The following is a 25,214-nucleotide window of genomic DNA, read 5'->3' as shown; positions in this document are numbered from 1 at the left end:
GACTTCGCAAATGTTTTGCTTCAAATCACATCGTGATTGAAGACCCTACACATTTGATTCGTCGAAACTTTGTTCAGTTTTCAAAGGTCTACCCGTTGACTAATCAAGCAGCCAATCACCATATTTATTATAACATGTATCAGATCAGCTTGTCAAGAAGAAATTTTAATTATTTTTGAATTTCTTTTGATTGATAACTCAATCAGCAACTTTATTAATATATCATGTCATCAATCAGATGTCAACAATTATTTTTAACTTTTTTGTCAAACAATCTCAACAGCACTTAACTGTTTTGACAACGATAATTACTATACATGGGTTTTCATTCCCCGTCAACTGTTTTTTCTAAAAAATTAAAAAGTATTTTCAAGATCATATAAACAGTTAAAAACTTCAATAGCAACTAGGTCAATATCATCAAAGCGAAAACGCTCATAAGGACGATAGCGAACAAAGATAAATTCTTCCCTACTATGGATATAAGTTACGTCACATAATGGAATACCAAATTTTTCAAATGTCCGTTTCTGTCGATCTCTTGAATCATCGTTTTGCATTGCAATCAAACGTCTGATAATCACTAATAATTCTGATTCTTTCACAGTAATAGTCCTCCTTCATACAAATAAAGGATCGTGTCTTCACACAATCCTTTTTCTATCTTTTTACTTTATCAGGTTTTACAAATACAGCTACAATTCCGGCGAACATTCCGAAGTAATATGTAAGGAGTCGCCATAAGATCATTGCTAAAACCAATTTTGTATTTGAGTGAATAAAACTTGCAAAGAGAACGGAAAAACTATATTCAGCTCCCCCTGCCCCTCCTGGAATTGGGAAAAGCGAAATAATCATAAAAATTAAAACGTGCAAGCTGAGCACCATCACAAAATTAACATGGTCAATTCCAAGCGCAAGCATAATAAAATATGGGATTGCATAGTAAAAGAATAATTGAAAAATAGTTACTAAGCAAACCTTAAGCAACTTCTTATAATCTTGCTTCATTCGGAGACTCTCTTGATAAAAAGTATCCACTTTTTCATTTAAGACAACTTTCATGTGCTCATATCGATCGGCCTTCATAAAAATGGCAGCTGGTTTGATAACGAGATTCATTAGTTTTTTAGTAAAACTATACCAGTACATCACCATTAGCAAGCCGACAATTACTGCTAAGTGAATTAAAAAGCCAAATATCACCAGTAAGGAAAGAGCATGGAGTTTCTCCGCAATAAAATGAAAGCCAATTAACAAACTAATTAAGAAGTTAACAACAATCATTGCCTGAAATACAACAAACTTCATTAATAGAACTGAACTTGCTAATCCCCCATCAACACCTGATTGAATCATTGCCACTAATTGCGCTGGTTGTCCCCCTGTTGAGAATGGAGTAATTCCATTAAATAGTTGTTCAATTAATGGTAATCGTAATGCATCCTTCCAGGTAAAACCATCGTGACGATCATTCATAAAAATCTTTACGACAACCGCTTCTAAGCCTAAATATAAACAAATACAGCCAAGTGCAACGAGCATCCATCCCCAATTAATGGCAGAAACATCTTGTAACAATAGGTGGATGTTTGAGTTACGTAATGAGTAGCCGAGAATTCCAATTCCAATAATTAGCATTATGCTTAACACTAACCAATTGCGCCTGCTCACTAAGCCTCCCCCTTTCGCGCTTGCTCCTGATAAAACTTAGTCCAAACAGCTGCTAAATGTTCTTTTGAGTACTCCTTAGCAGCTCGCTGGGCTTGAGTTTGCCAATGTGCCAGTCGTGCAGGATCATTGCGTAATAATGTCAACTTCATTTGCATCTCATTGACATCTTTAGCTGGCTCGTAATCCCCTTCAATAATAGAATGATAAAGGTCAAGATCGCGCAACATTACTGGTATCCCACAACTAAAGGCCTCCAAGACAGACATTGGAAATAGTTCATTATATGAAGGTAAAAGAAATAGGTCGGCAAGATTATTCAGCTCAGCAATCTTATCCCGCGAAACAATTCCTGTAAAATGTAAATTAGCTGGTGGATTATCTACTACCTTTTTTAATTCACTATAGCCATCTGTTAAACGACCAAAAGAAAATCCGCCAGCCCAAAAAAACTCAACGTCTGGATTTTGTCGAGCAAGGCGAATAAAGTCGGGGACCCCTTTTCGTTCTTGAACCTGGCCGCTTCCTAATACCACAAACTTATCGGCAGCAATCCCATATTTTTTTCGAAGAGCACTCCGGTTAACAGCTGAATATGGATGGAAACGATCGTTATCAACAAAGTTAGGGATATAGGTAATCTTTTTTTCAGGAATCCCATATGCTACTAACTGCTTGATAAAAGATGGATTCACAACTACTAACTGATCCATTCGTTTATAAAAGGCAATAATATAATGATAAAAAAGCCCGCGAAACGGTTGCGGGATTGTCAGGCTTCCTTCTAACGTCTCAGGAAGAAAATGCACATAGCCAATCTTTCGGCCCCGCTTTTTTGAAAAAGTTGACAGGTAAAAAAGAGGGTCGATTGTGTGATAATGACTGATCTGACTCTTCCCATAACGGTTGATTTCAATTTCAAATTTGTCACTGCACTGGTTGCGCAACAAGTTAATTAATTCAAGATAGGCGCTTCCTACTCCTTGTCCCGCAACCTTATCTGCAGATGAAAACATTGTTATTTTAATCATCATTAGCTCCTTGGGCGGTGAAAAAGACGATGCGATTTTTCAGCTTGATTAAGTTCATCATGGACGGCCATATCGTTTTGACAATCTTGGTAGAACTTAACAACCTTTTCAACAAAGACTTCTGCTGAAATTTCATGTAGCTTCTGTTGCCGTCTCTCCCTTGATTCTGAGTTTTTTGGTTGGTTAAGGTAAAACAGGACACCATTAACCAAGTCAGCCCGCTTTTGAAAACTAATGCCAATCGCTGAATCGTCAATCAATTGGTCAGTATATTCACTACGCATAACCACAATTGGCAAATCTGAGGCAAGGGCTTCATCATAAGTCAATCCTTGTGATTCAGAATCGGAGGCGGAAACAAAAACATCTGCCATTTGGTAATAATGGTAAACTTCATCATTTGATATCTCACCAGCAAAACTAATATTGTCATTAAGCTGCATTTCACGAACCTGACGCTCCAGAGTATGTTTTGCAGGCCCATCCCCAACGATAAGCAATTGTGCATTAGGCTTTTTTGCAAGAATATCTGGCATTGCTTCTATCAATGAGTGGATATTCTTTTCATACGCTAAGCGACTAAGAGAAAGCAAAACTGGTGTCTCTTCACGATAGCCTAACGTTGCCCTTAAATTAGCAATTTCTTCTGCTGAATCTCGTTTACTATATACCCGTAAATTAATCCCAGTCGGAATAACACGAATTGGCGATTCAACATGATAACTGGTTAAAGTATCCAAAACACGGTCGCTTGGAGCAATAATTCCAGAAATATTTTTTAAATAAAGATGCGCAAGCCGAGCAACATCATTCGGCTTAAGAATATGCCCATTCGCAATATAGTGGAGATAATCCTGATACATCGTATGGTAAGTATGGAGACAGGGAATATGCAAATGCTTGGCAACTGTCTTTCCCATAACTCCAAGCGCAAATTCAGTTTGATTATGAACTATATCTAATTGGAACTTTTTAGCAAGCTTAATGGCTCGAAATACGCCACGCACCGCAATTCGACGATCAGAAAACGAAACAAAAGGAATGCTTGCAAAGCGGTATATCCCATTTTCAACATCATCATGTTTAGCCTTAGGATCAGTTGTCGTAAAAATATATACATGATGTCCCTGAGCAATCAATTCATCACGAAGCGTCTTAATCGAAGTCGCCACGCCACTCACCTGAGGGAAATATGTATCTGTAAAAATACCAATATTCAACCTAACTGCTCCTTTTTCATCATAAGTTTTCTAGATAATAATTAGTCATAACTGCTATTATACTAAAGCATTCACTGAACCGCAAAACAGATTTAAGAATATTCTAAATCTTCCTCCTAATAGTAACAAGACTCGGGAAGCCTGATTAAGATTTCTTTACAAAATCTTTTAATAGTGAGAATAAAAAATAACCCTCTTGACGTAGTAAATAATCAAGAAAGTTATATTCATTTATTAAAGTTTTACCTGCGGAACATACTTTTCCACTAATTTTTGGACCGCTGCGGCAGTTTCAGCATGAATCGCTCGGTGAACTAATGGTTGTAATTTGCGCGTGTTCAACTGGTTAATTAAAGAACGAACACGTAAAATCTGACTACTGCTCATTGAAAATTCATCAAGCCCCATTGCCATTAATAGAGGAACCGCATAAGGATTATTAGCCATCTCTCCACACATTCCGACCCACTTACCTTCAGCATGCGCAGCTTCAATCACTTGCCGCACCATCCGTAAAACCGCCGGATGAAGTTCTTGATATAGGTATGCTACTTGCTGATTTCCGCGATCAACAGCGAATAGATACTGAACAAGATCATTACTGCCAATGCTAAAAAAATCAACATACTTTGCAAAATGTTCAGCCATAACCGCAACTGCCGGAATCTCTAACATCATGCCGACTTCAATGTTTTTAGCAACTTGAATACCTGCTTGCTCAAGCTTTTCTTTTTCATCGTCAAGAATTGCGCGCGCCGCTTGAAACTCTTCAATTGTTGCAATCATCGGAAACATAATGGCTAACCGCCCATAAACAGATGCACGAAGAAGGGCGCGCAACTGGGGACGTAATATTTCCGGGCGTGCCAACCCAATCCGAATAGCACGAAAACCTAAGTAAGGATTGTCCTCATGAGGAAGAGCAACCATCCCCAGCTTTTTATCGCCGCCAATATCAAGCGTTCGCGCGACTACCCGTTGTCCGTTCATTACCGAAACAAATCTTTTATAAGCATTAAATTGCTGCTCTTCAGTTGGCAATTCATCCTTGCTCATATAGAGAAATTCTGTTCTTAAAAGGCCAATCCCCTCGGCGCCATCCTCTTGAGCATCAATAACGTCAGCAAATGTTCCGACATTAGCCCCCACTTCAAATCGACGTCCATCAGCACTCACAGTTTGCTTATCTTTTAACGCACCCCACTTTTGCTGCTCCTGGATAAATTTACCAGCTAACAAACGATAATGCTCAACCTCTTCATTCGTTGGATTAACAATCACTTTGCCATGAATCCCATCAACAATCAGCAAGTCGCCATCATGAATAATCGTAGTAGCATTCTTGACGCCAACGACAGCTGGTAACGAAAGCGTCTTACTCATAATTGTAAAGTGAGAAGTGCGTCCACCATTAGTTGTAACAATCCCTGCAACATATCGCTTATCAAACTGGGCAGTATCAGTAGGTGTAATATTATTAGCAACAAAGATCGCGCGGTGGTCTAAAATTCCTGGGTCTGGTAAAGAAACATTCAATAGGTGACTCAAGACTCGTTTGGTCACATCACGCAAGGCGGTTGCCCGCGCATATAAATATTCATTATCATTCTTGCGTTCAAAAATACTTAAATAATAATCTTCAACACGTTTAACAGCCCACTCTGCAGTATCATGATGGCTATTAATACGGTCAATAATCTTCTTTTGTAAAGTCGGATCATCTAAAATCGCAATTTGGGTATCAATAATCGTCACTGCCCGTTGACCTAGCAACTCATGGGCACGCTGAGACAAATGCTGAAGTTCAGCCTTGCTTAACGCAAAAGAATCATGAAGCCGGGCGACCTCATGATTCTCATCAGCTGTATGCTGTTTTTTTATAGATAGATCTGACTCTACTAACAGGTGTGCCGGAGCAATCGTAATACCACTACTAGCAGCAAGTCCGGTTAGTAGTATAGACATTAGTCAGTCAATCCTTCTTTCTTCATAGTTTCAGCAACGGTGTCCAAAGCTTCTTTTTCATCGTCACCATTGGCAGTAATAGTAACCTTAGCGTTTTGACCAACACCAAGGGACATTACACCCATGATTGACTTCAAGTTTACACTCTTACCTTCGTATGAAAGAGTAATATCAGATGAAAACTTTGAAGCAGCTTGTACCAAAATAGTAGCTGGACGAGCATGAATACCAGTTTCTGAAGTAATTGTAAATTCACGTTTTTCCATATTAATCAGTCTCCTTCGAGCAGATATAATTAATTTATTATCAGTAGCTTTACCACTGATACACCTCGATAATTACATTTTAGCAATTGTAAGCGTTAAATACAAGGCTACATCTTGCGATTTATCGCTCTCTTAATTGATAAATAATTTTACCGCCTCGCTGCGCTTCGCCTTCAATTTGCGAACGGTATGCATACGAGTGAAAAATCGGTTGAAATTTCTGAAAATTCTCGGGAGTAATTACAAAACGATCAATCTTTTTATTTCGCAAATCATCCAATAATTGTTCAAAATTTTCTTCTGCCATTCAATCACCTCAACATAAAATTCTATCTTCTCATTATACACGAAATCCCGATCATCCTTCTATTTTAGCATTCATAGCTAAAGAGTGCTAAAATCAAAGTGAGCTGTTTTCGGCATTTCTAAGTAATTAGTTATGTTGGAAAAGGTTACTCTTTACTTAAAGAAAATATTTAAGTTTTATGGCTTGCTTTGCGATAAAAAGTAAGTATAATATTAATCAATGGTCAAGAAAGGTCAAACGCTTTCTTGATAAAACTATTTTAGGAGGTATTAAATTCAGATGCAATGTCAATACTGTCATCAAAATCCAGCTACGATTCATCTTCAAATGAATTTTAATGGACAACGGATTCAAATAGACCTCTGCCAAAATTGTTATCAAAAATTACAAAATCTACAAACAGATATGATGAATGGAGGTAACGGAATGAATAATTTCGGTTTTGGAAGCCTCGAAGACTTCATGAACGCAATGAACAATATGCAAAGTCAAGCGGCCGGTGCTAATGGTCAAAACATGAACAGCCAATCCCAACGGCAAGGTGGCGGCCGGAATGGAAAGGGAATCCTTGGTCAATATGGGATCAACCTTACTGATCTTGCCCGCCAAGGTAAAATTGACCCAGTCATCGGGCGCGACAATGAAATTAAACGAGTGATTGAAATTTTAAACCGCCGGACTAAGAATAACCCGGTCCTAATTGGTGAAGCGGGGGTTGGTAAGACTGCCGTTGTTGAAGGCTTAGCTCAAGCAATCGTTAGCGGCCAAGTTCCCGAAAAGCTTGCTAACAAGGAAATTATCCGACTCGATGTTGTTTCTTTAGTTCAAGGTACTGGAATTCGGGGGCAATTTGAAAAGCGGATGCAACAATTGATGGAAGAAGTTCGCAAGAATAAGAACATTATTCTCTTTATTGATGAAATCCACGAAATCATGGGTGCGGGAAATGCTGAAGGCGGGATGGACGCTGGAAATATTCTTAAACCAGCTCTCGCCCGTGGTGACTTCCAATTAGTTGGTGCTACTACCCTTAATGAATACCGAAAAATCGAAAAGGATGCAGCTCTTGCACGGCGGTTCCAACCAGTTGAAGTTGATGAACCATCAGTTGAAGAAACAATTCGCATCTTAAACGGGATCAAAAATCGTTATCAAGATTACCATCACGTTAAATACACAGATGACGCAATTGTAGCAGCTGCTAAACTCTCTGACCGCTACATTCAAGATCGTTACTTGCCCGATAAAGCTATCGACTTACTCGATGAAGCAGGATCAAAGAAGAACTTAACACTTAAAAATGTAGATCCAAACGCAATCGAAAATGAAATCCACACAGCTGAAGCACACAAGCAACAAGCAGCTGATAACCAAGACTATGAAAAAGCAGCTTTCTACCGCGATCAGGTTGCTAAGCTTGAAAAGGCAAAGAAGGAAGCTGAAGAAAACCATACTGAAGATTCTGCAACCGTTACTGTTAAGGATATGCAGAGCATCGTTGAAGAACGGACAAATATTCCAGTTGGTGACCTGCAAAAACAAGAAGAAAATCAACTTCGCGACCTTGATAAGAAGCTTGATGAACACGTTATTGGTCAAACCCAAGCAGTGGATAAGGTTGCCCGTGCCATTCGTCGTAATCGAATCGGATTGAACAAGTCTGGTCGCCCAATTGGTAGTTTCCTCTTTGTGGGTCCTACCGGGGTTGGTAAGACTGAAACCGCTAAGCAACTTGCCCTCCAATTGTTTGGTTCTAAGGATGCCATGATTCGGTTCGATATGTCTGAATACATGGACAAGACCTCTACTTCTAAATTAATCGGGGCTGCTCCTGGTTATGTTGGTTACGAAGAAGCTGGACAGTTGACTGAACAAGTACGGCGGCACCCTTATAGCTTGATCTTACTTGATGAAGTTGAAAAGGCGCATCCAGATGTTATGCACATGTTCTTACAAATTCTGGATGATGGTCGTTTAACTGATTCTCAAGGACGCACTGTTAGCTTCAAGGATACAATCATTATCATGACATCTAATGCCGGAACTGGTGATTCAGAAGCAAGTGTTGGTTTCGGTGCTGAGTCTAATGGTAGTACTCATTCCATCATTGACAAGTTGACAAACTACTTCAAGCCAGAATTCTTAAACCGGTTTGATGACATCGTTCAATTCAATGCCCTTTCCAAGGACGACTTGATGAAGATTGTTAACTTAATGATTGATGATGTTAATAACATGCTTGCTGATAAGAACTTGCATATCGAAGTCACTAACAATGTTGAAGAAAAATTAGTTGATATGGGCTTTGATCCAAAGATGGGTGCTCGTCCTCTTCGCCGAGTAATCCAAGAACAAATCGAAGACCGGATTGCTGATTACGTTCTTGATCACAGTGACGCTCATAAATTAGTTGCTAAACTTGATGATAGTGGTGACATTGTTGTCGAAGAAACTAAAGAAGTACCAACAATTGCTTAAAAATAACTAAGTATAAAAAACGAGGCTGAATTTTTCAACCTCGTTTTTTATATTACGCTCAATTTACTTCCAAACGACGGCGGACCTCCAATACCGGAAGAGCAACCATTGGAACAATAATAATCGCCAATATCAATTCAGCAAGCCCATTAGTCGCCATGACTGTTTCTAAAGCAATTAATAAATGATTAACATTTACCCCATAAGTTTGCGCAACTGCTGGAGTACGATAAAATAGATAAATAAAGCCTAATACCAAGCCAGTATTAGTAAGAGTCCCTACTATTGCAGCACTTACCGCGGCGATATATTTTGCTTTGACCAAACAACACATAAGAATAAAAGTATATCCTGCTAAAATCCCAATCATAATGCGAGGAACCACGGAAACAAGCGGGTTAACAAAAACTAAGGGAGCAAGCGGACTACTTGGTGCCACAAATGCCCGCACCCAAGTCAGGAGCCCCCAAATACCACCAATAATTGCGCCATCAACGGGACCCAACACAATTGCCGCAATAATGACTGTTACATGAAGGGTCGTAATACTAAGCGGCCCCAGCGGAATGTTGCCAAAAAATGGGACAAAATCTTGTAAGAGAATAATTGCGATAAAGATTGCTAATGTCGTATTATGCCTAATTTGTTGGTGCCGTGTTTTTGCCATTTTTCTTCTCCTAAATAAATTTGAATAGGCTTATTGTAATAAAAAAATCACCTATTCGCAATTCTCAAGAGAAATATGGTCGTTCCTTATCGTGTCAACTACTAAAAAGCGCTATAATAATAGAGAATTAAGGTTACGGAGTGTTAATAATGATTGACAAATTTAAAACAGGAAATCCTATCTGGGTTTACTATAATGATATTGATTCAGGAGCAAACCTTACCGTTCCGCAATTACTACGCGGATTTATCGGTCAAGAATACCAAATTGAACAAAAACAATTTCCTAATTACCGCTATGTAAAGACTGAAGGTGAAACTAAGGGAACATTCGATATGCGGCAACGAATTGTACACCTTTTTTATCGAAAACAGAATTGGGGAGAGGTCCAATCAATTGAAATGTATCTCCACCTCGATGCCCCGACACAAGTATTTGATACAGCTGGTGGAATGCCAGTCGGTGCCCCGCTTCCTGCTGATATTACAGTTAAATCCTTCCACCGAGTTGCGACTAAGAATGGTCAGTTTTGGTATGAAATTGGCGCTGATCAATGGATTAAGTATGATCAAATGCACGTTGTTGACAATCCATTCAACCAGGATATACGGAAAGAAAAGTCAAAACTCATTAATAATTTAACGGTAATTCCCTTGAAGAATGTTCAAGCCAAAGTTGATTATCTCCATAATAAGTCAATCAATGTTTATGATGCGCCTTATGGAAATAAAGTGGCAGAAATTCCAAATGGGGAAACAATTACCCTAATTGGAAAATTAAACGATAATGATGAGATTACCTGGTACCAAGTAGGTCGCAAGAAATATATTACTAGCAACTACATTCAAATTGAATATCCAGAAGATGATGAATAAAAAAGCGAGAGGCTGGGAGAAAACTTTTGTTTTCTCTCAGCCTCAACTGCTTTTATGAACAATAGTAAGATAACGTGGAACTAGCTTTGCGTCGCCACAAGGCTGGAGTTTAATTCTCACTCACTTCTATTAATCCCGCCGTAATTGAATTTTATTATTAAAGAAACGCGCTAAAGCATAAACGATGATTAAGTAAATAACCAAGATTACCCAACCAGTAACGTTTGAGATTATGATTGACTTAAAGACACCACTAGCAGAAAGCGCTGGGATTAAGCCAACCAGTGAATAAGCTAACATCATCAATAATACTAGGCAAGCTATCGGAAGCCCAATTCCTACAATCCATTTCCACCGACGATTTAATAAGGCAAAACCATTACCAATTGCCATCATCGTTAAAGAAAGACTGAAATACGATAAAAGACTATGCCAAGTAGAAGTAAAGTCAAACGGTGCATACCTCAAGTCCACCAGTTGTGCGATAAACCAAACTACTAATGTCATTAGGAAAAGAGACAAAATCCGCCCTTGCCATAGTGCTTTACGAGAAATACCATTTTGAATTGCCCATTTAAAGTCAGTATAAGGAGTTACAAGGAAAATCGCCATCAAAAGCACGTTTAAGATTGATGAAGCAATGCTTGGGAGGGCATGGAGACTAACCAAAAAAGACTCAAGGTTGTGTGAAATGATTAATCCAAGCAGGTAGATTATTAATGCTATTCCTAGCCCCCACCCTAAGGCAATTCCTGTAGCATGACCCGCTTGTTGAAACATAGTTGAAATAACGAGGTTCCTCTTTTGATTTTCCATTAGTATTCTCCCCCATTCGTTAAGTAAATGAATAAATGTTGCAAATCATAATGACCAATCTTAACTTGATCAGGAATCACACGCTGTTCATCTAAATGATCAAGTAAGTAGGCAGTCTTAATATTCCCCATCATCTCTGTTTTAAGAACTTTTAAACCTGCCGTATACTCATCAACCATTTTTTCTGGACCACTAATCGCATAAGCCTTGGCTAATAAACCATCTGTACCTTCATTAATAATGATGCGGTGTTGATCCATGATGAGGACATGTTCGACTAATTGTTGAATTTCTTCAATCAAGTGGGTTGATAAGACAAAAGTTCGTGGTCGTTCTTGATAAGTCTTAACTAATTCTTTATAGAAGCTATCACGATGATTAGCATCTAAACCTAAAATCGGTTCATCTAATAAAACGTAATCGGCATTGACTGCTAAAGCGACGATTAGCTTGGAGGCTGTCCGTTGCCCCGTCGATAAGTTAGTAATTTTCATCCGGTCATTCAAGCCAAAAACCTTTAGGAGACGCTTTGCTAGGTCATAGTCAAAGTTATTATAAGCGGCATCAGCCAAGTCAAAGGTTTGACTTATCTTCATGTGACGCGGATAAAGATTAACTTCACTCATCAAAAAGATCTTGCTGAGGAGGTCATCATTGTTATTAACGTCTTCATTACCAATTTTTACTTCTCCGCTCGTTGGAAAAATCCGGTTGCTCATAATATTAAGAAGAGTCGTCTTCCCTGCCCCATTCCGGCCAAGGAGCCCATAAATTTTAGCAGGCTCTAGAGTAAATGAAATATTATCCAATACTGTTTGACGTCGATACTTTTTGATAATGTTTTTAACCATTAATTGATCCATCGTTCTCACCTCGTTCGATTAAGTCTAATAAATGCTGCTTGGTAATCCCGAGCTTACCCGCTTCAACTAACAAACTCTTTACATAGTCGTTATAAAAACTTTCTTTACGTTGTTCCATAATTTTTTGTTGTGCACCTTTTTTTACAAACATCCCTAGTCCACGTCGCTTTTCTAAGAGGTCTTTATTAACTAAAATATTCATCCCCTTAAGAACTGTTGCAGGATTGATATGCAATTGCTGAGAAAGCTGGGTCGTTGATGGTACCTGCGAACCTTCATCAAAGCCCCCAGAGAAAATCATCTCTTCAAGCTGGTCAGCAATTTGCTGATAAAGCGGCGTCGAATCATTAAAGTCGAAATTCATAAGTGCACCTCCTTCTTGTTTAACACTCCATTACTTATGTAACTAAGTATATATGTAAAGGAGAGATTTAGCAAGAGGGTAAAAGAAAAAACTTCCTGCTCGGCTGAGGAGGAAGTTTTTTAGGGAAGTCATTAAATCTAAACAACCAGATAAAAATGTTTTAAATACGATTCCTAATTGCCCATGCTGGATCAATCCATTCACCATGTCCAGTCGCTTGGTTTGGATCAGTCCAACTTGGTACAAATGAATTTTTAAGGTCAACACCATAATTTGGACTAGTATTGATTCCCAAATGAAGATGATCCTTGTCACGGTAGCCAATTACTTGGCCCGCGTAAACAATATCGTTTGGTTTTACAGTAATCTTATTCCGGTTACTAAATGCTTCTTGATAGACATAAAGGAAGCGACCATCCCAAATCGTTGTAAACCACCACATTGTTTGCCCGTTATTATCACGAACCGTATTAACATCTAATACGCGACCACCATGAACGGCATGAACAGCTGAACCAGGGTGGTCCTGGGTCCCAAAGTCTAAGCCATCATGGTAGCCATTCTTGCGAATATTGCTGGTATAGCCAAATTTTTGCCCCTGATAATGCCAACCTTCGCCAGACTGTGGGAACGGCCAACTCCATCCATCGTTTTGTGGAAGCGCACGGGCAATTCCATCATTTCCAAAGTTATAGCAATGACCATCGACCCAGTTTATTCCGGTATACATTTGACCATGCAATTGATCATTGTATACCCATAAATCATCTGGATCTGGTTGGCATTCATAGCCATCAGAGAAATAATAACGGTTCCCATTAATTGTTCGCCACCCAGTTGCTAATTGACCATTTACTGGATCATAATAAACGGCCCCACCATTAAGACTCTGGAAGCCATCATTAATGTCAATTTGTGGAGACCAGAAATCTAGATAATTACCATTGCCATTTGCATCATCCGTATAACGATGAATAACTTTAATTCCCCGATGATTCATTGCTGCGCTAACAGGTAAAGTTGCAGCAAAAGCCGACTTATTGTTATTAAGCCATGACGTATTCGAACTATTTAGGTTTGAGTTTGTATTATCTAATTTGACTCGATAGAACTCATGACCATCAAGGCCAACAACAATTAAATATTGATAAGGTCGGCTATTTTCACCGATTGCTTCATGCCATCCCTTAATATTAATACTATTGCCGTCCAAGCTAACATTAGCATTTCCCATATTTGTGGAGTAATTACCACTAAATTGATCAGTTACTCCCTGGTTAAGATATGGGTTGCCATCAGTAGCTGCTGAAAAACGTAATAAGATTTGAAGATTACCGTTAACTAGTTTATTGAGTTGATCTGTACTTAACTTAATATCCGTACTGAAACCACTCTTTGCGCTCCCATACATTGTTAGGTATACTCGTCCAACATCGGGACGACCAGTTAAGGATAACTTTTGACGGGTAATTTCTTTTCCATTAAATAAAACAATAAGGTAAGGATTCTGCTGAACTAAACTATTATCGCTTGCCATCCATCCCTGAACATGCAATCCTTGATCAGTCATCTTTACTTGGTCAACGTAAGATGCTGTTTGGTTTAAAGTAACTGGTGATGACCAAAAATCAATATGTTGACCGTCATTACCGTTACCATTTGGATCTGCTGAGTATCGACTAACGACTGAATATTGATGACCTGGTTGGAGTGAATTCAAATTAAAGGTTACATTAAAGCCTGCATTTTCGGCATTTAAGACGTGTGGATAGACTTTAGCAACATCTGGGCGAGTAGTCCCATTAATTTTCATTGATGCCACTTGCCGATTAGCTGTTCGATCAAAAATGATAATAAATCGGTTGCTGGCAACGTTAGATAAATCACTAGCATGCCAGCCTGCAACGGTTAACTGACCAGGTTCACTAATATTAAAACTGTCAAGCCAGCCCTCATTTACTCGGTTAACTGGTGCAATTCTTCGTGGTGCAAACCATTCAGTAACGTAAGATCCTTCTCCATTAGTAGCATTACTATACCGGCTTAAAATCTGATATTGATGGTTAGGATCAAGATTAGCAACATTAAAGACTGCTTTAAAGCCAGAACTATCTGCATTCATTATGTTTGGATAAACGCGGGCAACATCTGGACGCGCTACTTTCTTAACTTCTTGGCGACTAATTTCATGGCTGGCAGTTTGATCAAACAAAATTAAGAAGTGATGATCACGATTAATCGAACCATTAGTGGCATGCCAGCCTGCGACAGATAACTCACCATTTTGAACCTGAAATTGGTCTAAATTACCATAGTTGCTTTTATCAATTGTAATTGGTTGTGACCACCAGTCCGTGTGTTGTCCCTCACCAGTTTGCATATTGCTATAACGGCTAACAACTTGGATAGAATCATTTTCATCATGCATATTTTTAGTATTTAACTTAATATTTGAGTCGTAGCCAGAGTTAGCAGCATTATATACATTGTGAACCTTTGCAACATCTGGACGAGCAACATTATTTATTACTTTGCTTCGTCCTAATTCTTTATTTGTTGTATTATCGTAAGCAATTACAAATCGATTCTGTTCATCAAGGGACTGGTTAGTTGCTTGCCAACCAGTGACTTGAAGTTGGTTATCATTAAATTTAGCCTGATCAAGATAACCATAATTACCATTATCTTGATGATCATAGGTTTGATCATTAGTTGGGTTATTAATCTTTTGAACTTGGCCAGTTGATTGCGGCTGTTGAGTATCAGCAAGCACGTTCCCACTAAATACTACGCCAGTTGAGATCGCAATTGTAGTTATTGTCGCAACAATCCATTTTTTACCACTTTTATATAACTTAAAATGTCTTTTATTTTCCATTTTAATCTCCCAATTTATTATTAAACAATAAAAGGGTTAGAAATGTTCCCCAACACTTTAACCCTTTTTAAATCTTAAGCAAATACCCGTCTGATACCTGCAATTACATTACGTTGACCATTAATAATTGGTTGAACCATTACTCTTGGTGGCCAGCTTTCAATTACTTGGTTATTACCGAGGTAAATCGCAACGTGCCAAATAGTATGGGTTCCTGGTTGATAGTAGAAGACAAGATCCCCACGTTGCCGATCATTATATGAAACATTCATAAAGTGCGGATCAGCAAAGAGGTTTCGAGAATTCCATTCGTTGCCAGGGAAGCCATGATAGATGGAACTGCATGAAGTTGGATTAATTCCACCAGCATATAGAGCTTGCATTACTAACCCAGAACAATCAACACCGTAAGCTGGAGATGAAGAACATCCTGCAAGCCATGGTTTACCCATGTATTGATATGCCTGACGAATCATTGCTTCAATATGATCTTGACGTGAAGCACCAGCACCTGCTCCAAGTGGGGCTATGTAGCTATCAATACTTGTCCACTGATCAGCAGGCAAGCCTAATGCAACCCAGGTGTTATAGTCAACCCAACCAGTTGCTGGTAAGCCATGAGCCCGTTGAACACTCATTACCCGGTAAGCATCAGCAGTAGTGTAAGTGTTATGTTGATAACCAGTCCCAATTCGATCCTTAACTAGTTGCGTCTTGATTCCTTCATAACCAGGGCCGATGTTATGACCAACGGGGCCACTTGGTTGGATTTGACTATAGTTAATTTGGTACATCCATGAAGGATTTTGGTAAAGATTTAAATATTGATTAGTAAGCCATACTTGCGAATAGTTTTCTTCACCATTATCTGCGTTACTATAACGACTGACTAATTGCATAGCATCGTGAGCATATTGACCATCAATATTAAAGTCAACTGTAAATCGAGCATTATTTGCGCCTAAGATATTACCATAAACGTTATTAATATCTGGACTGGCAACATTAGTTACTTCTTTTCGAGCGATTTCACGCCCCTTACTTAAATCCCATAAGATTACAAAGTGATGAGAGTTAATCATCGATGCATCATCAGCGTGCCAACCAGAAGCAGAAATAGTTGTGCCATTTTGAGTAAAGTGATCTAACCATGCCTGATTATTATTTAAGTTCACATTATTGTTATACCAATAATCAATATGGTTTCCTTCACCATTCTTGGCATCATCAGTATAACGACTGACAAGAACAAATTGGTGACCAACCATTGCTGGAGTGATGTCGAACGTTGTACTGTAGCGTGATTGACCAGCATTTTGAATGTTACCATATCCATTTTGGGCAACATCAGCACTAGCAGTTACTTTCACATTTTCACGAGCAACTTCACGATTTGCAGTCTTGTCAAATAGAATAAGATAATGGTTCTTTAAGAGGGCGGAAGCATCAGCTGCATGCCAACCTCTTACTACTACTTGTTTATTTACACCATTAACGTGGAATTGGTCAAGGTAACCAGCTTGATTTGTATATACGTCTACTGCTTGATTATACCAATAGTCGGAATGATTCCCTTCACCATTCTTGGCATCATCAGTATAGCGACTAACGAGAACAAGTTGATGACCGACCATTGCTGGAGTGATATCAAAGGAAGCTGCAAAACGTGCTTGATCAGCATTATTAACATCAGCAAAGCCATTTTGGGCAACATCTGCACTTGCTATTGTCTTAACAGCTTGGCGAGCAACTTCATGATTTGCAGTCTTATCAAACAAGATTAGGTAATGGTTAGTTAATACAGTAGATTGATCATTAGCATGCCAACCACTAACAACCACTTTGTTAGACTTATTATCAATTCTAAATTGATCGAGGTAACCAGCATTTTTGTCTTTACCTAATTTAAGAGAATTATTAAACCAGTAATCTGAACGATTTCCTTCACCATTCTTGGCATCAGAGCTGTAACGACTAACAATCGTTAATTCATCGCCTAACATTGCTGGGGTGATGGTAAAGTTAGCACTGAAACGGGAATAATCCGCATTAACAATTTCATTAAAGCCGTTTCGTGCTACATCCGCACTTGCCAAGGTCTTAACAGCTTGACGGGTGATTTCCCTATTCTTAGTTTTATCAAAAAGAATCAAGAAATGGTTGGGCTTGTTGACAGACTGGTCATCAGCATGCCAGCCAGAAACTTCAATATTGTTACCATTAACTTTGAAGTTATCTAAATAGGCAGCCTTAGTTTGAATCGCAGGATACCAAAAATCGGCACCACCGTTTATTTCACCGTTGGCATCATTAGTATAACGTGAAACGAAGCGGACCGAAGAAGTATTATTTAGACGATCTACTGGAATCGAAGCTTTAAAACCACCATTTTCAGAAATCGGAGCTTTAGGGTAAACCTTTTGAACATCTGGACGACTAACTGTCTCTACTTTTCCACGATATAATTCTTGATTATTATCACCATTTAAAGCAATTAAGTAATGGTTCATTCCTGGTTGATATTGATTTGTAGCATGCCAACCACTAATATCGATTGCGTTAGTGGTGGCAGTATCAGCAGTTACTGTATCGATATAACCAGCATTTACTGGCGTTTTATAATCAACATTTGTCTGTTGATCGGCCTTTTCAGATGAATTATCTTTCACCTGATCGCCAGAATTACTATTGTTATTCCCAGCATTAACTTGTCCATTTTGTGGTGAAGATGTCAAAGTAGTAGTTGGAGCTGTTTGTGTTGCAACATCAGCGTGAACATTTGTACTAGCTAATGAAACTCCAGTAGCAACTGCTACAAGTGTAATCATCATTGTGCACCAGTTTTTTCCTGCTTTAAAAAGCTTGTAATGGCACTTTTCCTGCATATATATTACCTGGCTTTCTACTAAAAATAGTTTACTAAACACGTTAATTAAATCACAGGTTTAATGATTTTTAAATAGTTTTTCATTTTTTCTTCACAATTTTCAGGCAAGAAAATAAAGCAATTATGAAGGCCAAAAACTTCATAACTACTTTATTAATTATTATAACTTCGCCGTTAACTTCACATCTGGATACTTTTGCTTAAACCAGTTTTCGGCAAATTGATTTTCAAATAAGAATAGTGGCTGATCATGGATATCCTTGACTAAGATGTTTCGTGATGACGACATCTTTTCATCTAATTGGTCTGGATCAATCCACCGGGCAGTCTTAGTTCCCATTGGTTCCATGACAACTTCTGAATTATATTCATTTTGCATCCGGAACTTGAATACTTCAAATTGAAGTTGACCAACTGCACCGAGAATATAATCACCAGTAGAATAACTCCGGTAAAGCTGGACAGCCCCTTCTTGAACTAATTGATTGATTCCCTTGTGGAAGGACTTTTGTTTCATCACATTCTTAGCAGAAACCCGGACAAATAGTTCCGGCGTAAATTGTGGTAACTTTTCAAATTGAATATCTTTTTTACCATTGTAAATAGAATCACCGATTTGGAAGTTCCCAGTGTCGTACAAACCGATAATATCACCGGCAACAGCTGTCTCAACATTTTCACGGGTATCGGCCATAAATTCAGTCACATTTGATAACCGCATTGGTTTTTTAGTCCGTGATAATGTAACATCCATCCCCCGATCAAATTCACCGGAACAAATCCGGACAAAAGCAATTCGATCACGGTGACGAGGATTCATGTTAGCCTGGATCTTAAAAACAAAACCAGAAAATTCGGGATCAAGGGGCTTAACAACATCACCATCCTCAGTTTTGTGGTCACTTGGTGCAGGTGCAAACTGTAAGTAGGTCTCCAAGAAAGTCTGGACCCCAAAATTAGTTAAAGCAGATCCAAAGAAGACTGGTGTTTGGTCCCCTTTGGCAATCTTTTCTTGATCGAGTTCATTACCAGCAACTTCAACCAGTTCCATGCCGTCCATTGCATCTTGCCATTCACCATCACCAGCTAATGGGTTATCGCCCTTAACATTACCGTCTTCATCTAATGGTAAGTATGGATTATTTTCATCAGCCGGGTGAGTCAAGGCAACACGATGGTTAAAGCGGTCATAGATTCCCTTAAACTGGTGACCCGAACCGATTGGCCAGTTGATTGGGTAAGTCTCAATTCCTAATACGTCCTCAACTTCATTTAAAAGGTCTAATGGTTCGCGGGCATCTCGGTCAAACTTATTCATAAAAGTAAAGATCGGAATTCCCCGCATCTTACAAATTTGGAACAACTTCTTAGTCTGCGGCTCGATCCCCTTCGCACTATCAATAACCATCACAGCGGAGTCCACCGCCATTAATGTCCGATAAGTATCTTCAGAGAAATCTTCGTGCCCTGGAGTATCCAAAATATTGATTCGCTTACCTTGAAAATCAAACTGCATAACAGATGAAGTAACAGAGATCCCCCGTTTCTTTTCAATCTCCATCCAGTCCGACTTGGCAAAGTTACCGGTCTTCCGTGCTTTAACGGTTCCGGCTTCACGAACTACTCCCCCAAAAAGCAAGAGTTGTTCAGTAATCGTTGTTTTCCCGGCATCCGGGTGAGAAATAATGGCAAACGTACGCCGTTTATTAACTGCTTCAGCAAGTTCTTTTGGTGACATTAAATTTTTCCTTTCCTTATTTTATTCTCGTGAAATATCTCTACTATATTATTACAATTTTTTATGAAAGTCTATTCTTAGAAAAAGTTACGGAAAGTTTAAAGTATTGAGATATATTTGAACTTAGGATTAATTTTCTGCTATATTAATAAGGTTAGAACTTATTTTATTGAGGTACTTAGTATATGGATAATAACAATAATAATGAATCGCGGGAACATTATCGTAAACGGATGGAAGAACGAATCCAACGTGACGTTAATGAACGTAAGCGTCGAAAACGCGAGGAAGCACACAACAGACGAGAAGAACGTTGGCGACAAGAAGAGCAGGCGTTACCCGATTATCAACCACCAAAAAAGCATCACTACCGAACGCCAAATTGGGTGCGCGCTTTAATCGGGTTACTAATTTGTCTAGTAGTGGCTGGCGGATTTTACGAATATCATAAAGTGCATTCAGTTGCCAAAGGGGTGTTTGGCGCTGGTGATGGAAAGATTAGTAAAAAGTTACAAAAAGGTGAACCAGTTTCCGTCCTAGCCATGGGAACAGATGTCGGAGCTTTAGATCGTGGTAACAAGGGTGGTAATACCGACTCTTTGGAACTATTTACTATCAATCCGAAAAAAGAAACAATCACCATGACCAGTATTCCCCGTGATATCCTAGTACGGGTTGAAACTAGTGATGGCCCTGATTACGTTAAAATCAACGCCGCCTATTCAATCAATGGACCAAAGCAAACTGTAAAGCAAGTATCAGAATTACTTGATGTTCCGATTGATTACTATGCAGTTATTAACATGGGGGTTCTCAAAAAAGTTGTTAATTCCGTTGGCGGGGTCGAGGTCGATAATCCATTTGCCTTTGACTATGAAGGCCACCACTTCAAGAAAGGTAAACAACACCTTAATGGATCAAATGCGTTGAAGTATTCCCGGATGCGGTATGATGATCCAAATAATGATTACGGTCGTCAAAAACGACAACAACAAATTCTAAAGAGCGTTATTAATAAGTTCAAGGCTTCAGGTTCAATTGGTGCAGCTAACAAGATTTTAGACGCTGTTGGTGATGGAGTTAAGACCAATATCCCAATTGATGACATCGCTACACTTTACGGTAACTACCACGGTGCAATGAACAATGTTAAGACTTATCACTTCCAAGGGCAAAACGCAACGATTGAAGGAGTTTCATTCCAGATTGCTAGTCCTAAAGAAATTAACCGGGTTTCAAAACTGGTACGAGCTCAGCTTGGCTTAAAAGCTAAGAACGTTATTAACCACGAAACGAAGATGTACAAATCACAACCGCACTATAATGGTTACAATGAGACTGACTTCATCCTCCCGGGGGGTGCCAGTTACAATGATCCTGGTAGTGGTAATGGAAGTGATGAAGTTATTGGAAGCTCTAGTTCATCACGACGGAGTGAAAATGAGACTGAATCATCTTCTTCCACCTACACAACTGAGAATAATGAAAGTTATAGTGAATCTCAAGCAGTTCCGGCAACTGGAAATCAAACCCAGACTGCTCCTACCCAGCATCATTATTCTATCCCTCAATATCACACTTATAATGGCTATCATTCAACTTATACTCACCCAACATATGGTAACCATTATGGATATACACATCGGTATTATTAATAAAAAAGCATTTTCGCGAGTTTAGACGAAAATGCTTTTTTATTATTCATTTTGAGTTTTATCACCAGGATGTTCAATTCGATAAATATCAAAGAAGTATTCACAAACAGTCTTGATAACGGCATAGAACGGAATGCATAAGATCATTCCTCCGATTCCGGCAATATGCCCCGCAGCAAGTAACAACATAATAATTGTTAATGGGTGAATCTGAAGCGTCTTTCCGATGATATTAGGGTAAACAATATTTCCATCAACTTGTTGAACAACGATCACCACCACAATTACCCAAATAATCTTATTTGGTGCCATCGTTAAAGCAACAAATAATGCTGGAGCAATCCCAATATAAGGTCCGATATATGGAATGATATTAGTTAAACCAGCAACAATTCCGAGAACAATTGCCAGCGGCTGGCCAATAATAACGTAACCAATTGAGGTAAATACACCGACAAATAAACATTCAATCATTTGCCCAGAAATATAGGAAGATAGAGTTGAATTCATTTTGCCAAGCAGGTCATTCACTTCTTTTGCATGGTGGGGAGAAAGCCATTTTTGAATACTTGGAATAAGTTTAGAACCATCCTTAAGCATATAAAATAGCATTACCGGAACAGTAATTGTTACCACTGTCACGTTTGTCAGCATACCAATGATATCTCCGACCCGCGTTGATAGGCCCTGCAAAACTTTTTGCGCATATCCAGCTAGTTGGTGATCAAACTGCCGGTAATATGCATTTAGATCCACGTTTCGCAAGAATGAATGCTCAATTGTATCATTAATAAGGTGTTGAATTCCTGTGACCGTCTGTGGCATGTTACGTACTAATGTTGAAATTTCTTTTACAACTGGTGGAATTAACATGGCAATTCCACCAATAACAATCACAATCAATAAAAGTACGATTAATAAGCTAGCAATCCCACGATTCATATGAAAACGCCCAATTTTGATCTTCATAAAAAGTTTTAAGACTGGGTTTAGCATATAATATAGGAATCCAGAGATAATCAATGGAACAAAAACTACTGATATAAACGTTAAAAACGGCTGAAAAATAAACTGAATTTTTGTACACATCCAGATTAGAGTTGCCACTGTTAGTAATAGCAATGGCCAAAATAGCCAATGATAAAATTTTTGCTTAGACATAGTTACTCCTTAATAAAAAACCTTCTAAAATTGTACCTCAATTCTAGAAGGTTTTGTTTAAAGATTTGAAATTAAAGATGAGAATATTCGTATTTAACTAGTTCAAAGAAATCCTTCATTGTATATGAAGTGCCAAAGTAACGAGATGCGCGATTAGCCCAATAGCCATCTGGATCAGTGTGATCAGTCTTTCCATTAGCAATGTATTGAGTAACATTGTGGTGAGACCATAATGTTCCAGTTCCGTTTGCTTGAGCTAAACTAGGTACCATTCCATATTCATTCATCTTATATGCAGTGTAGTAAGCTGCGTTTACAAGTTCTCGGGCAAAATTATTAGCACCATAAACCTCAACTTGTTCAAACTGAACTGCTCGTCCATTAGCTGGATATGCAGCACCCCAAGCTTCATGATCTGTAGGAGAAATTTCAATAATTTGATCTCCATCTACAAATGCGTGAACAAAGGCACTATTGTAATGTGCTTTTTCATAGTTAATCTCGCCCCAAATACTATCATTAGGGTTAGCAGTTTCATGGACAACAACCATGTTTGGTTTCCCATCTTCTGTTTCACTATATACATCAGTAGTATCAGCTGGAATTACATGATTTACAGTAATATTCGCATGGTTAATGTGATTATTTAAAATATAGCGATTAATTCCATTTTCATTTAAATTGAATTGCAAATTTACTAGAACAGGATTTGATGATAAATCTATAAAATTACCATTTCCATCTTTATCATCAGTTAACCGATGAATAAAACGAACTAAGTGCCCTTGCATTTTAGTTGGAATGTTCATTGTTACTTGGAAGCCTGACTTATTTGCTCCTTCAATATAAGGATAAACATTTTGAACATCATTTCGTCCAAGGTCCTTATCTGTAATCTCTTGGCGGTAAAGTTCTTGACCATTATTATCAAGAACGATCAACCATTCATATGGTTTATTACCCGCTTGCGTACTTGCATGCCAGCCACTCAAACTAACCTGACTAGCTGTTACGTGAATATTATCAAAATTACCAGCATTCGTTGGATAATCTTGACTATACTGATCGCTGTAATTTTGGTTAGCATCATCACCAGCAAACCGCATAATTACTTTAAGGGTGCCGTTTGCCTTAGCTGGATCCACCTTAAATTCACCGTTAAAGCCACTCTTTTGCGAGTTGTAAATGCTTGGATAAACTTTAGCTACATCAGGACGGTCAGTTAGTTCGACCTTCGTCCTAGCAATTTCTTGACCATCATTCAATAAAATAAGGTAAGCATTAGGCTTGTTAATTGATTGATCGCTGACCATCCAGCCTTTCACATTGTAGCCATTATCAGTCTTGGTAAAGCTATCAACATAAGAAGCTTGTTGATCCAACGTTACAGGATTAAACCAATAATCAGTAGTCTTACTTTGACCATTATCCCCATTACCACCATCTAACGTCGAGTAACGACTAACAAGACTATAGCTATGACCTGGGGTAAGATTTACTGTACCAAAATTAGCATTAAAGCCAGATTGCCCAGCTGTTGCTACTGTAGGATAAGCCTTTGCCACATCGGGACGGGCACCATTAGTTACCTTAATAGACTTAACTTGCGTCTTATTTGTATTATCAAATAGGATCAAGTAGTGACTATTTTCAACTTGAGAATAATCCGTTGCGTGCCAGCCACTAACGATTAATTGACCGTTACTAAGATTAAATGAATCAAGACTCCCTTGATTACTAGTGTTAGCTGGCGCAAACTTCTTAGGGGCATACCAGTAACTAACATAGTTTCCTTCACCATTAGCAGCATCGCTATAGCGACTGATAATTTGCAGTTCATGGTTTAAGTCAATGCCAGCCAGTGAAAAGGCTGTATTAAAACCAGAATCTTTGGCATTAATCACTTGGGAGTAAGCTTTCGCTACATCAGGACGGACCGTAGGTTCTACTTTTACCCGAGTAATTTCATGACCAGCGGTGCGGTCATATAAAATCACATAGTGATTAGCTTTCCCTAATGCCTTATTAGTCGCATTCCAACCAGAAACTTGAAGCTGATTATCTTTAACACCAAAATTATCAAGATAAGCATAATTTCCCTTATCAAGATTAATTGGTTGCGACCAATTATCAACATGATTCCCTTCACCATTAGCGGCATCACTATAGCGACTAACAATGTGAATCTGGTCATCAACACTCTTAACCTTACTCCAGTCCAGATTATTCATCGTTGCTTGGTAACCGGAATCCTTAGCGTTAACCACATCCGGATAAGCCTTGGCAACATCAGGACGCGCTACATTTTCGGTTACCGATGTACGACCTAATTCGGTATTAGTAGTACTATCATAAGCCACTAAATAACGATT

19 protein-coding genes are annotated in these 25,214 nt (G+C 38.7%); 3 read left to right on the top strand and 16 right to left on the bottom strand.

The genetic code is table 11. The features are described 5' to 3' along the window. Positions 1 to 356 precede the first annotated feature (356 nt). The 7 genes from LMB57_RS02565 to LMB57_RS02535 form a co-directional block, all read right to left on the bottom strand. Positions 357 to 605: a YkuJ family protein gene (locus tag LMB57_RS02565; RefSeq protein ID WP_003664336.1), complete on the bottom strand. Its 249-nt coding sequence runs from the start codon at positions 603 to 605 to the stop codon at positions 357 to 359. 55 nt (positions 606 to 660) lie between these two features. Continuing rightward, the gene (locus LMB57_RS02560) at positions 661 to 1,674 is read right to left on the bottom strand and encodes a lysylphosphatidylglycerol synthase transmembrane domain-containing protein (RefSeq protein WP_229271925.1); all 1,014 of its coding nucleotides are present in this window, start codon (positions 1,672 to 1,674) and stop codon (positions 661 to 663) included. Then, positions 1,674 to 2,702 (bottom strand): glycosyltransferase family 4 protein, encoded by a 1,029-nt coding sequence (locus tag LMB57_RS02555; protein ID WP_229271924.1) that lies wholly within the window; start codon positions 2,700 to 2,702, stop codon positions 1,674 to 1,676. The genes LMB57_RS02560 and LMB57_RS02555 overlap by 1 nt, the downstream gene beginning before the upstream one ends. A 2-nt stretch (positions 2,703 to 2,704) precedes the next feature. Continuing rightward, a complete protein-coding gene (locus LMB57_RS02550; protein WP_229271923.1) occupies positions 2,705 to 3,922 on the bottom strand; it encodes a glycosyltransferase family 4 protein in 1,218 nt (405 codons plus the stop codon). Positions 3,923 to 4,156: 234 nt separating this feature from the next. Then, positions 4,157 to 5,887: a phosphoenolpyruvate--protein phosphotransferase gene (gene ptsP / locus LMB57_RS02545; RefSeq protein WP_229271922.1), complete on the bottom strand. Its 1,731-nt coding sequence runs from the start codon at positions 5,885 to 5,887 to the stop codon at positions 4,157 to 4,159. Further along, positions 5,887 to 6,153 carry a phosphocarrier protein HPr gene (locus LMB57_RS02540; protein ID WP_003664342.1) on the bottom strand — a complete coding sequence of 89 codons (267 nt, stop codon included), beginning with the start codon at positions 6,151 to 6,153 and terminating at the stop codon, positions 5,887 to 5,889. Before LMB57_RS02540 ends, ptsP begins: the two co-directional genes overlap by 1 nt. A 121-nt stretch (positions 6,154 to 6,274) precedes the next feature. Continuing rightward, entirely contained in the window at positions 6,275 to 6,460 is a 186-nt protein-coding gene (locus LMB57_RS02535) for a hypothetical protein (RefSeq protein WP_229271921.1), read from the bottom strand. Positions 6,461 to 6,739: 279 nt separating this feature from the next. Here LMB57_RS02535 and LMB57_RS02530 point away from each other — a divergent pair, with 279 nt between their 5' ends. Next, positions 6,740 to 8,938 carry an ATP-dependent Clp protease ATP-binding subunit gene (locus LMB57_RS02530; RefSeq protein ID WP_229271920.1) on the top strand — a complete coding sequence of 733 codons (2,199 nt, stop codon included), beginning with the start codon at positions 6,740 to 6,742 and terminating at the stop codon, positions 8,936 to 8,938. A gap of 58 nt (positions 8,939 to 8,996) precedes the next feature. Here the strand turns inward: LMB57_RS02530 and LMB57_RS02525 are convergent, their stop codons facing one another. Further along, positions 8,997 to 9,605, bottom strand: a complete 609-nt coding sequence (locus LMB57_RS02525) for an ECF transporter S component (protein ID WP_229271919.1) — start codon at positions 9,603 to 9,605, stop codon at positions 8,997 to 8,999. 149 nt (positions 9,606 to 9,754) lie between these two features. Between LMB57_RS02525 and LMB57_RS02520 the strand changes: the two genes are divergently transcribed. Continuing rightward, positions 9,755 to 10,480, top strand: a complete 726-nt coding sequence (locus LMB57_RS02520) for a MucBP domain-containing protein (protein WP_003668586.1) — start codon at positions 9,755 to 9,757, stop codon at positions 10,478 to 10,480. Between the two features lie 129 nt (positions 10,481 to 10,609). Here the strand turns inward: LMB57_RS02520 and LMB57_RS02515 are convergent, their stop codons facing one another. The 6 genes from LMB57_RS02515 to LMB57_RS02490 all read right to left on the bottom strand — a co-directional run bounded on the left by LMB57_RS02515 (position 10,610) and on the right by LMB57_RS02490 (position 20,026). Beyond that, on the bottom strand, positions 10,610 to 11,296 hold the full coding sequence (locus LMB57_RS02515) for a hypothetical protein (RefSeq protein ID WP_229271918.1): 687 nt from the start codon (positions 11,294 to 11,296) through the stop codon (positions 10,610 to 10,612). Then, positions 11,296 to 12,159 carry an ATP-binding cassette domain-containing protein gene (locus LMB57_RS02510; protein WP_229271917.1) on the bottom strand — a complete coding sequence of 288 codons (864 nt, stop codon included), beginning with the start codon at positions 12,157 to 12,159 and terminating at the stop codon, positions 11,296 to 11,298. The genes LMB57_RS02515 and LMB57_RS02510 overlap by 1 nt, the downstream gene beginning before the upstream one ends. After that, positions 12,140 to 12,523, bottom strand: coding sequence for a GntR family transcriptional regulator (locus LMB57_RS02505; RefSeq protein ID WP_094536499.1), 384 nt, complete (start codon positions 12,521 to 12,523; stop codon positions 12,140 to 12,142). Before LMB57_RS02505 ends, LMB57_RS02510 begins: the two co-directional genes overlap by 20 nt. Positions 12,524 to 12,683: 160 nt before the next feature. Further along, positions 12,684 to 15,401, bottom strand: coding sequence for a KxYKxGKxW signal peptide domain-containing protein (locus LMB57_RS02500; protein WP_229271916.1), 2,718 nt, complete (start codon positions 15,399 to 15,401; stop codon positions 12,684 to 12,686). A 74-nt stretch (positions 15,402 to 15,475) separates the two neighbouring features. Continuing rightward, on the bottom strand, positions 15,476 to 18,286 hold the full coding sequence (locus LMB57_RS02495; protein ID WP_229271915.1) for an NlpC/P60 family protein: 2,811 nt from the start codon (positions 18,284 to 18,286) through the stop codon (positions 15,476 to 15,478). A 162-nt stretch (positions 18,287 to 18,448) separates the two neighbouring features. Further along, positions 18,449 to 20,026, bottom strand: coding sequence for a peptide chain release factor 3 (locus LMB57_RS02490; protein WP_065867945.1), 1,578 nt, complete (start codon positions 20,024 to 20,026; stop codon positions 18,449 to 18,451). Positions 20,027 to 20,211: 185 nt separating this feature from the next. Here LMB57_RS02490 and LMB57_RS02485 point away from each other — a divergent pair, with 185 nt between their 5' ends. After that, on the top strand, positions 20,212 to 21,681 hold the full coding sequence (locus tag LMB57_RS02485; protein ID WP_229278045.1) for an LCP family protein: 1,470 nt from the start codon (positions 20,212 to 20,214) through the stop codon (positions 21,679 to 21,681). Positions 21,682 to 21,723: 42 nt separating this feature from the next. Here the strand turns inward: LMB57_RS02485 and LMB57_RS02480 are convergent, their stop codons facing one another. Together LMB57_RS02480 and LMB57_RS02475 are read right to left on the bottom strand one after the other, a co-directional pair. Then, positions 21,724 to 22,842 carry an AI-2E family transporter gene (locus LMB57_RS02480; protein WP_229271913.1) on the bottom strand — a complete coding sequence of 373 codons (1,119 nt, stop codon included), beginning with the start codon at positions 22,840 to 22,842 and terminating at the stop codon, positions 21,724 to 21,726. Between the two features lie 71 nt (positions 22,843 to 22,913). Next, the coding region (locus tag LMB57_RS02475; RefSeq protein WP_229271912.1) for a peptidoglycan recognition protein family protein at positions 22,914 to 25,214 on the bottom strand (2,301 nt) is incomplete at its 5' end.

The organism is Limosilactobacillus secundus, from assembly GCF_020784695.1.
Taxonomy (GTDB): domain Bacteria; phylum Bacillota; class Bacilli; order Lactobacillales; family Lactobacillaceae; genus Limosilactobacillus; species Limosilactobacillus reuteri_F.
This window is presented reverse-complemented; position numbering and strand designations above follow the sequence as displayed.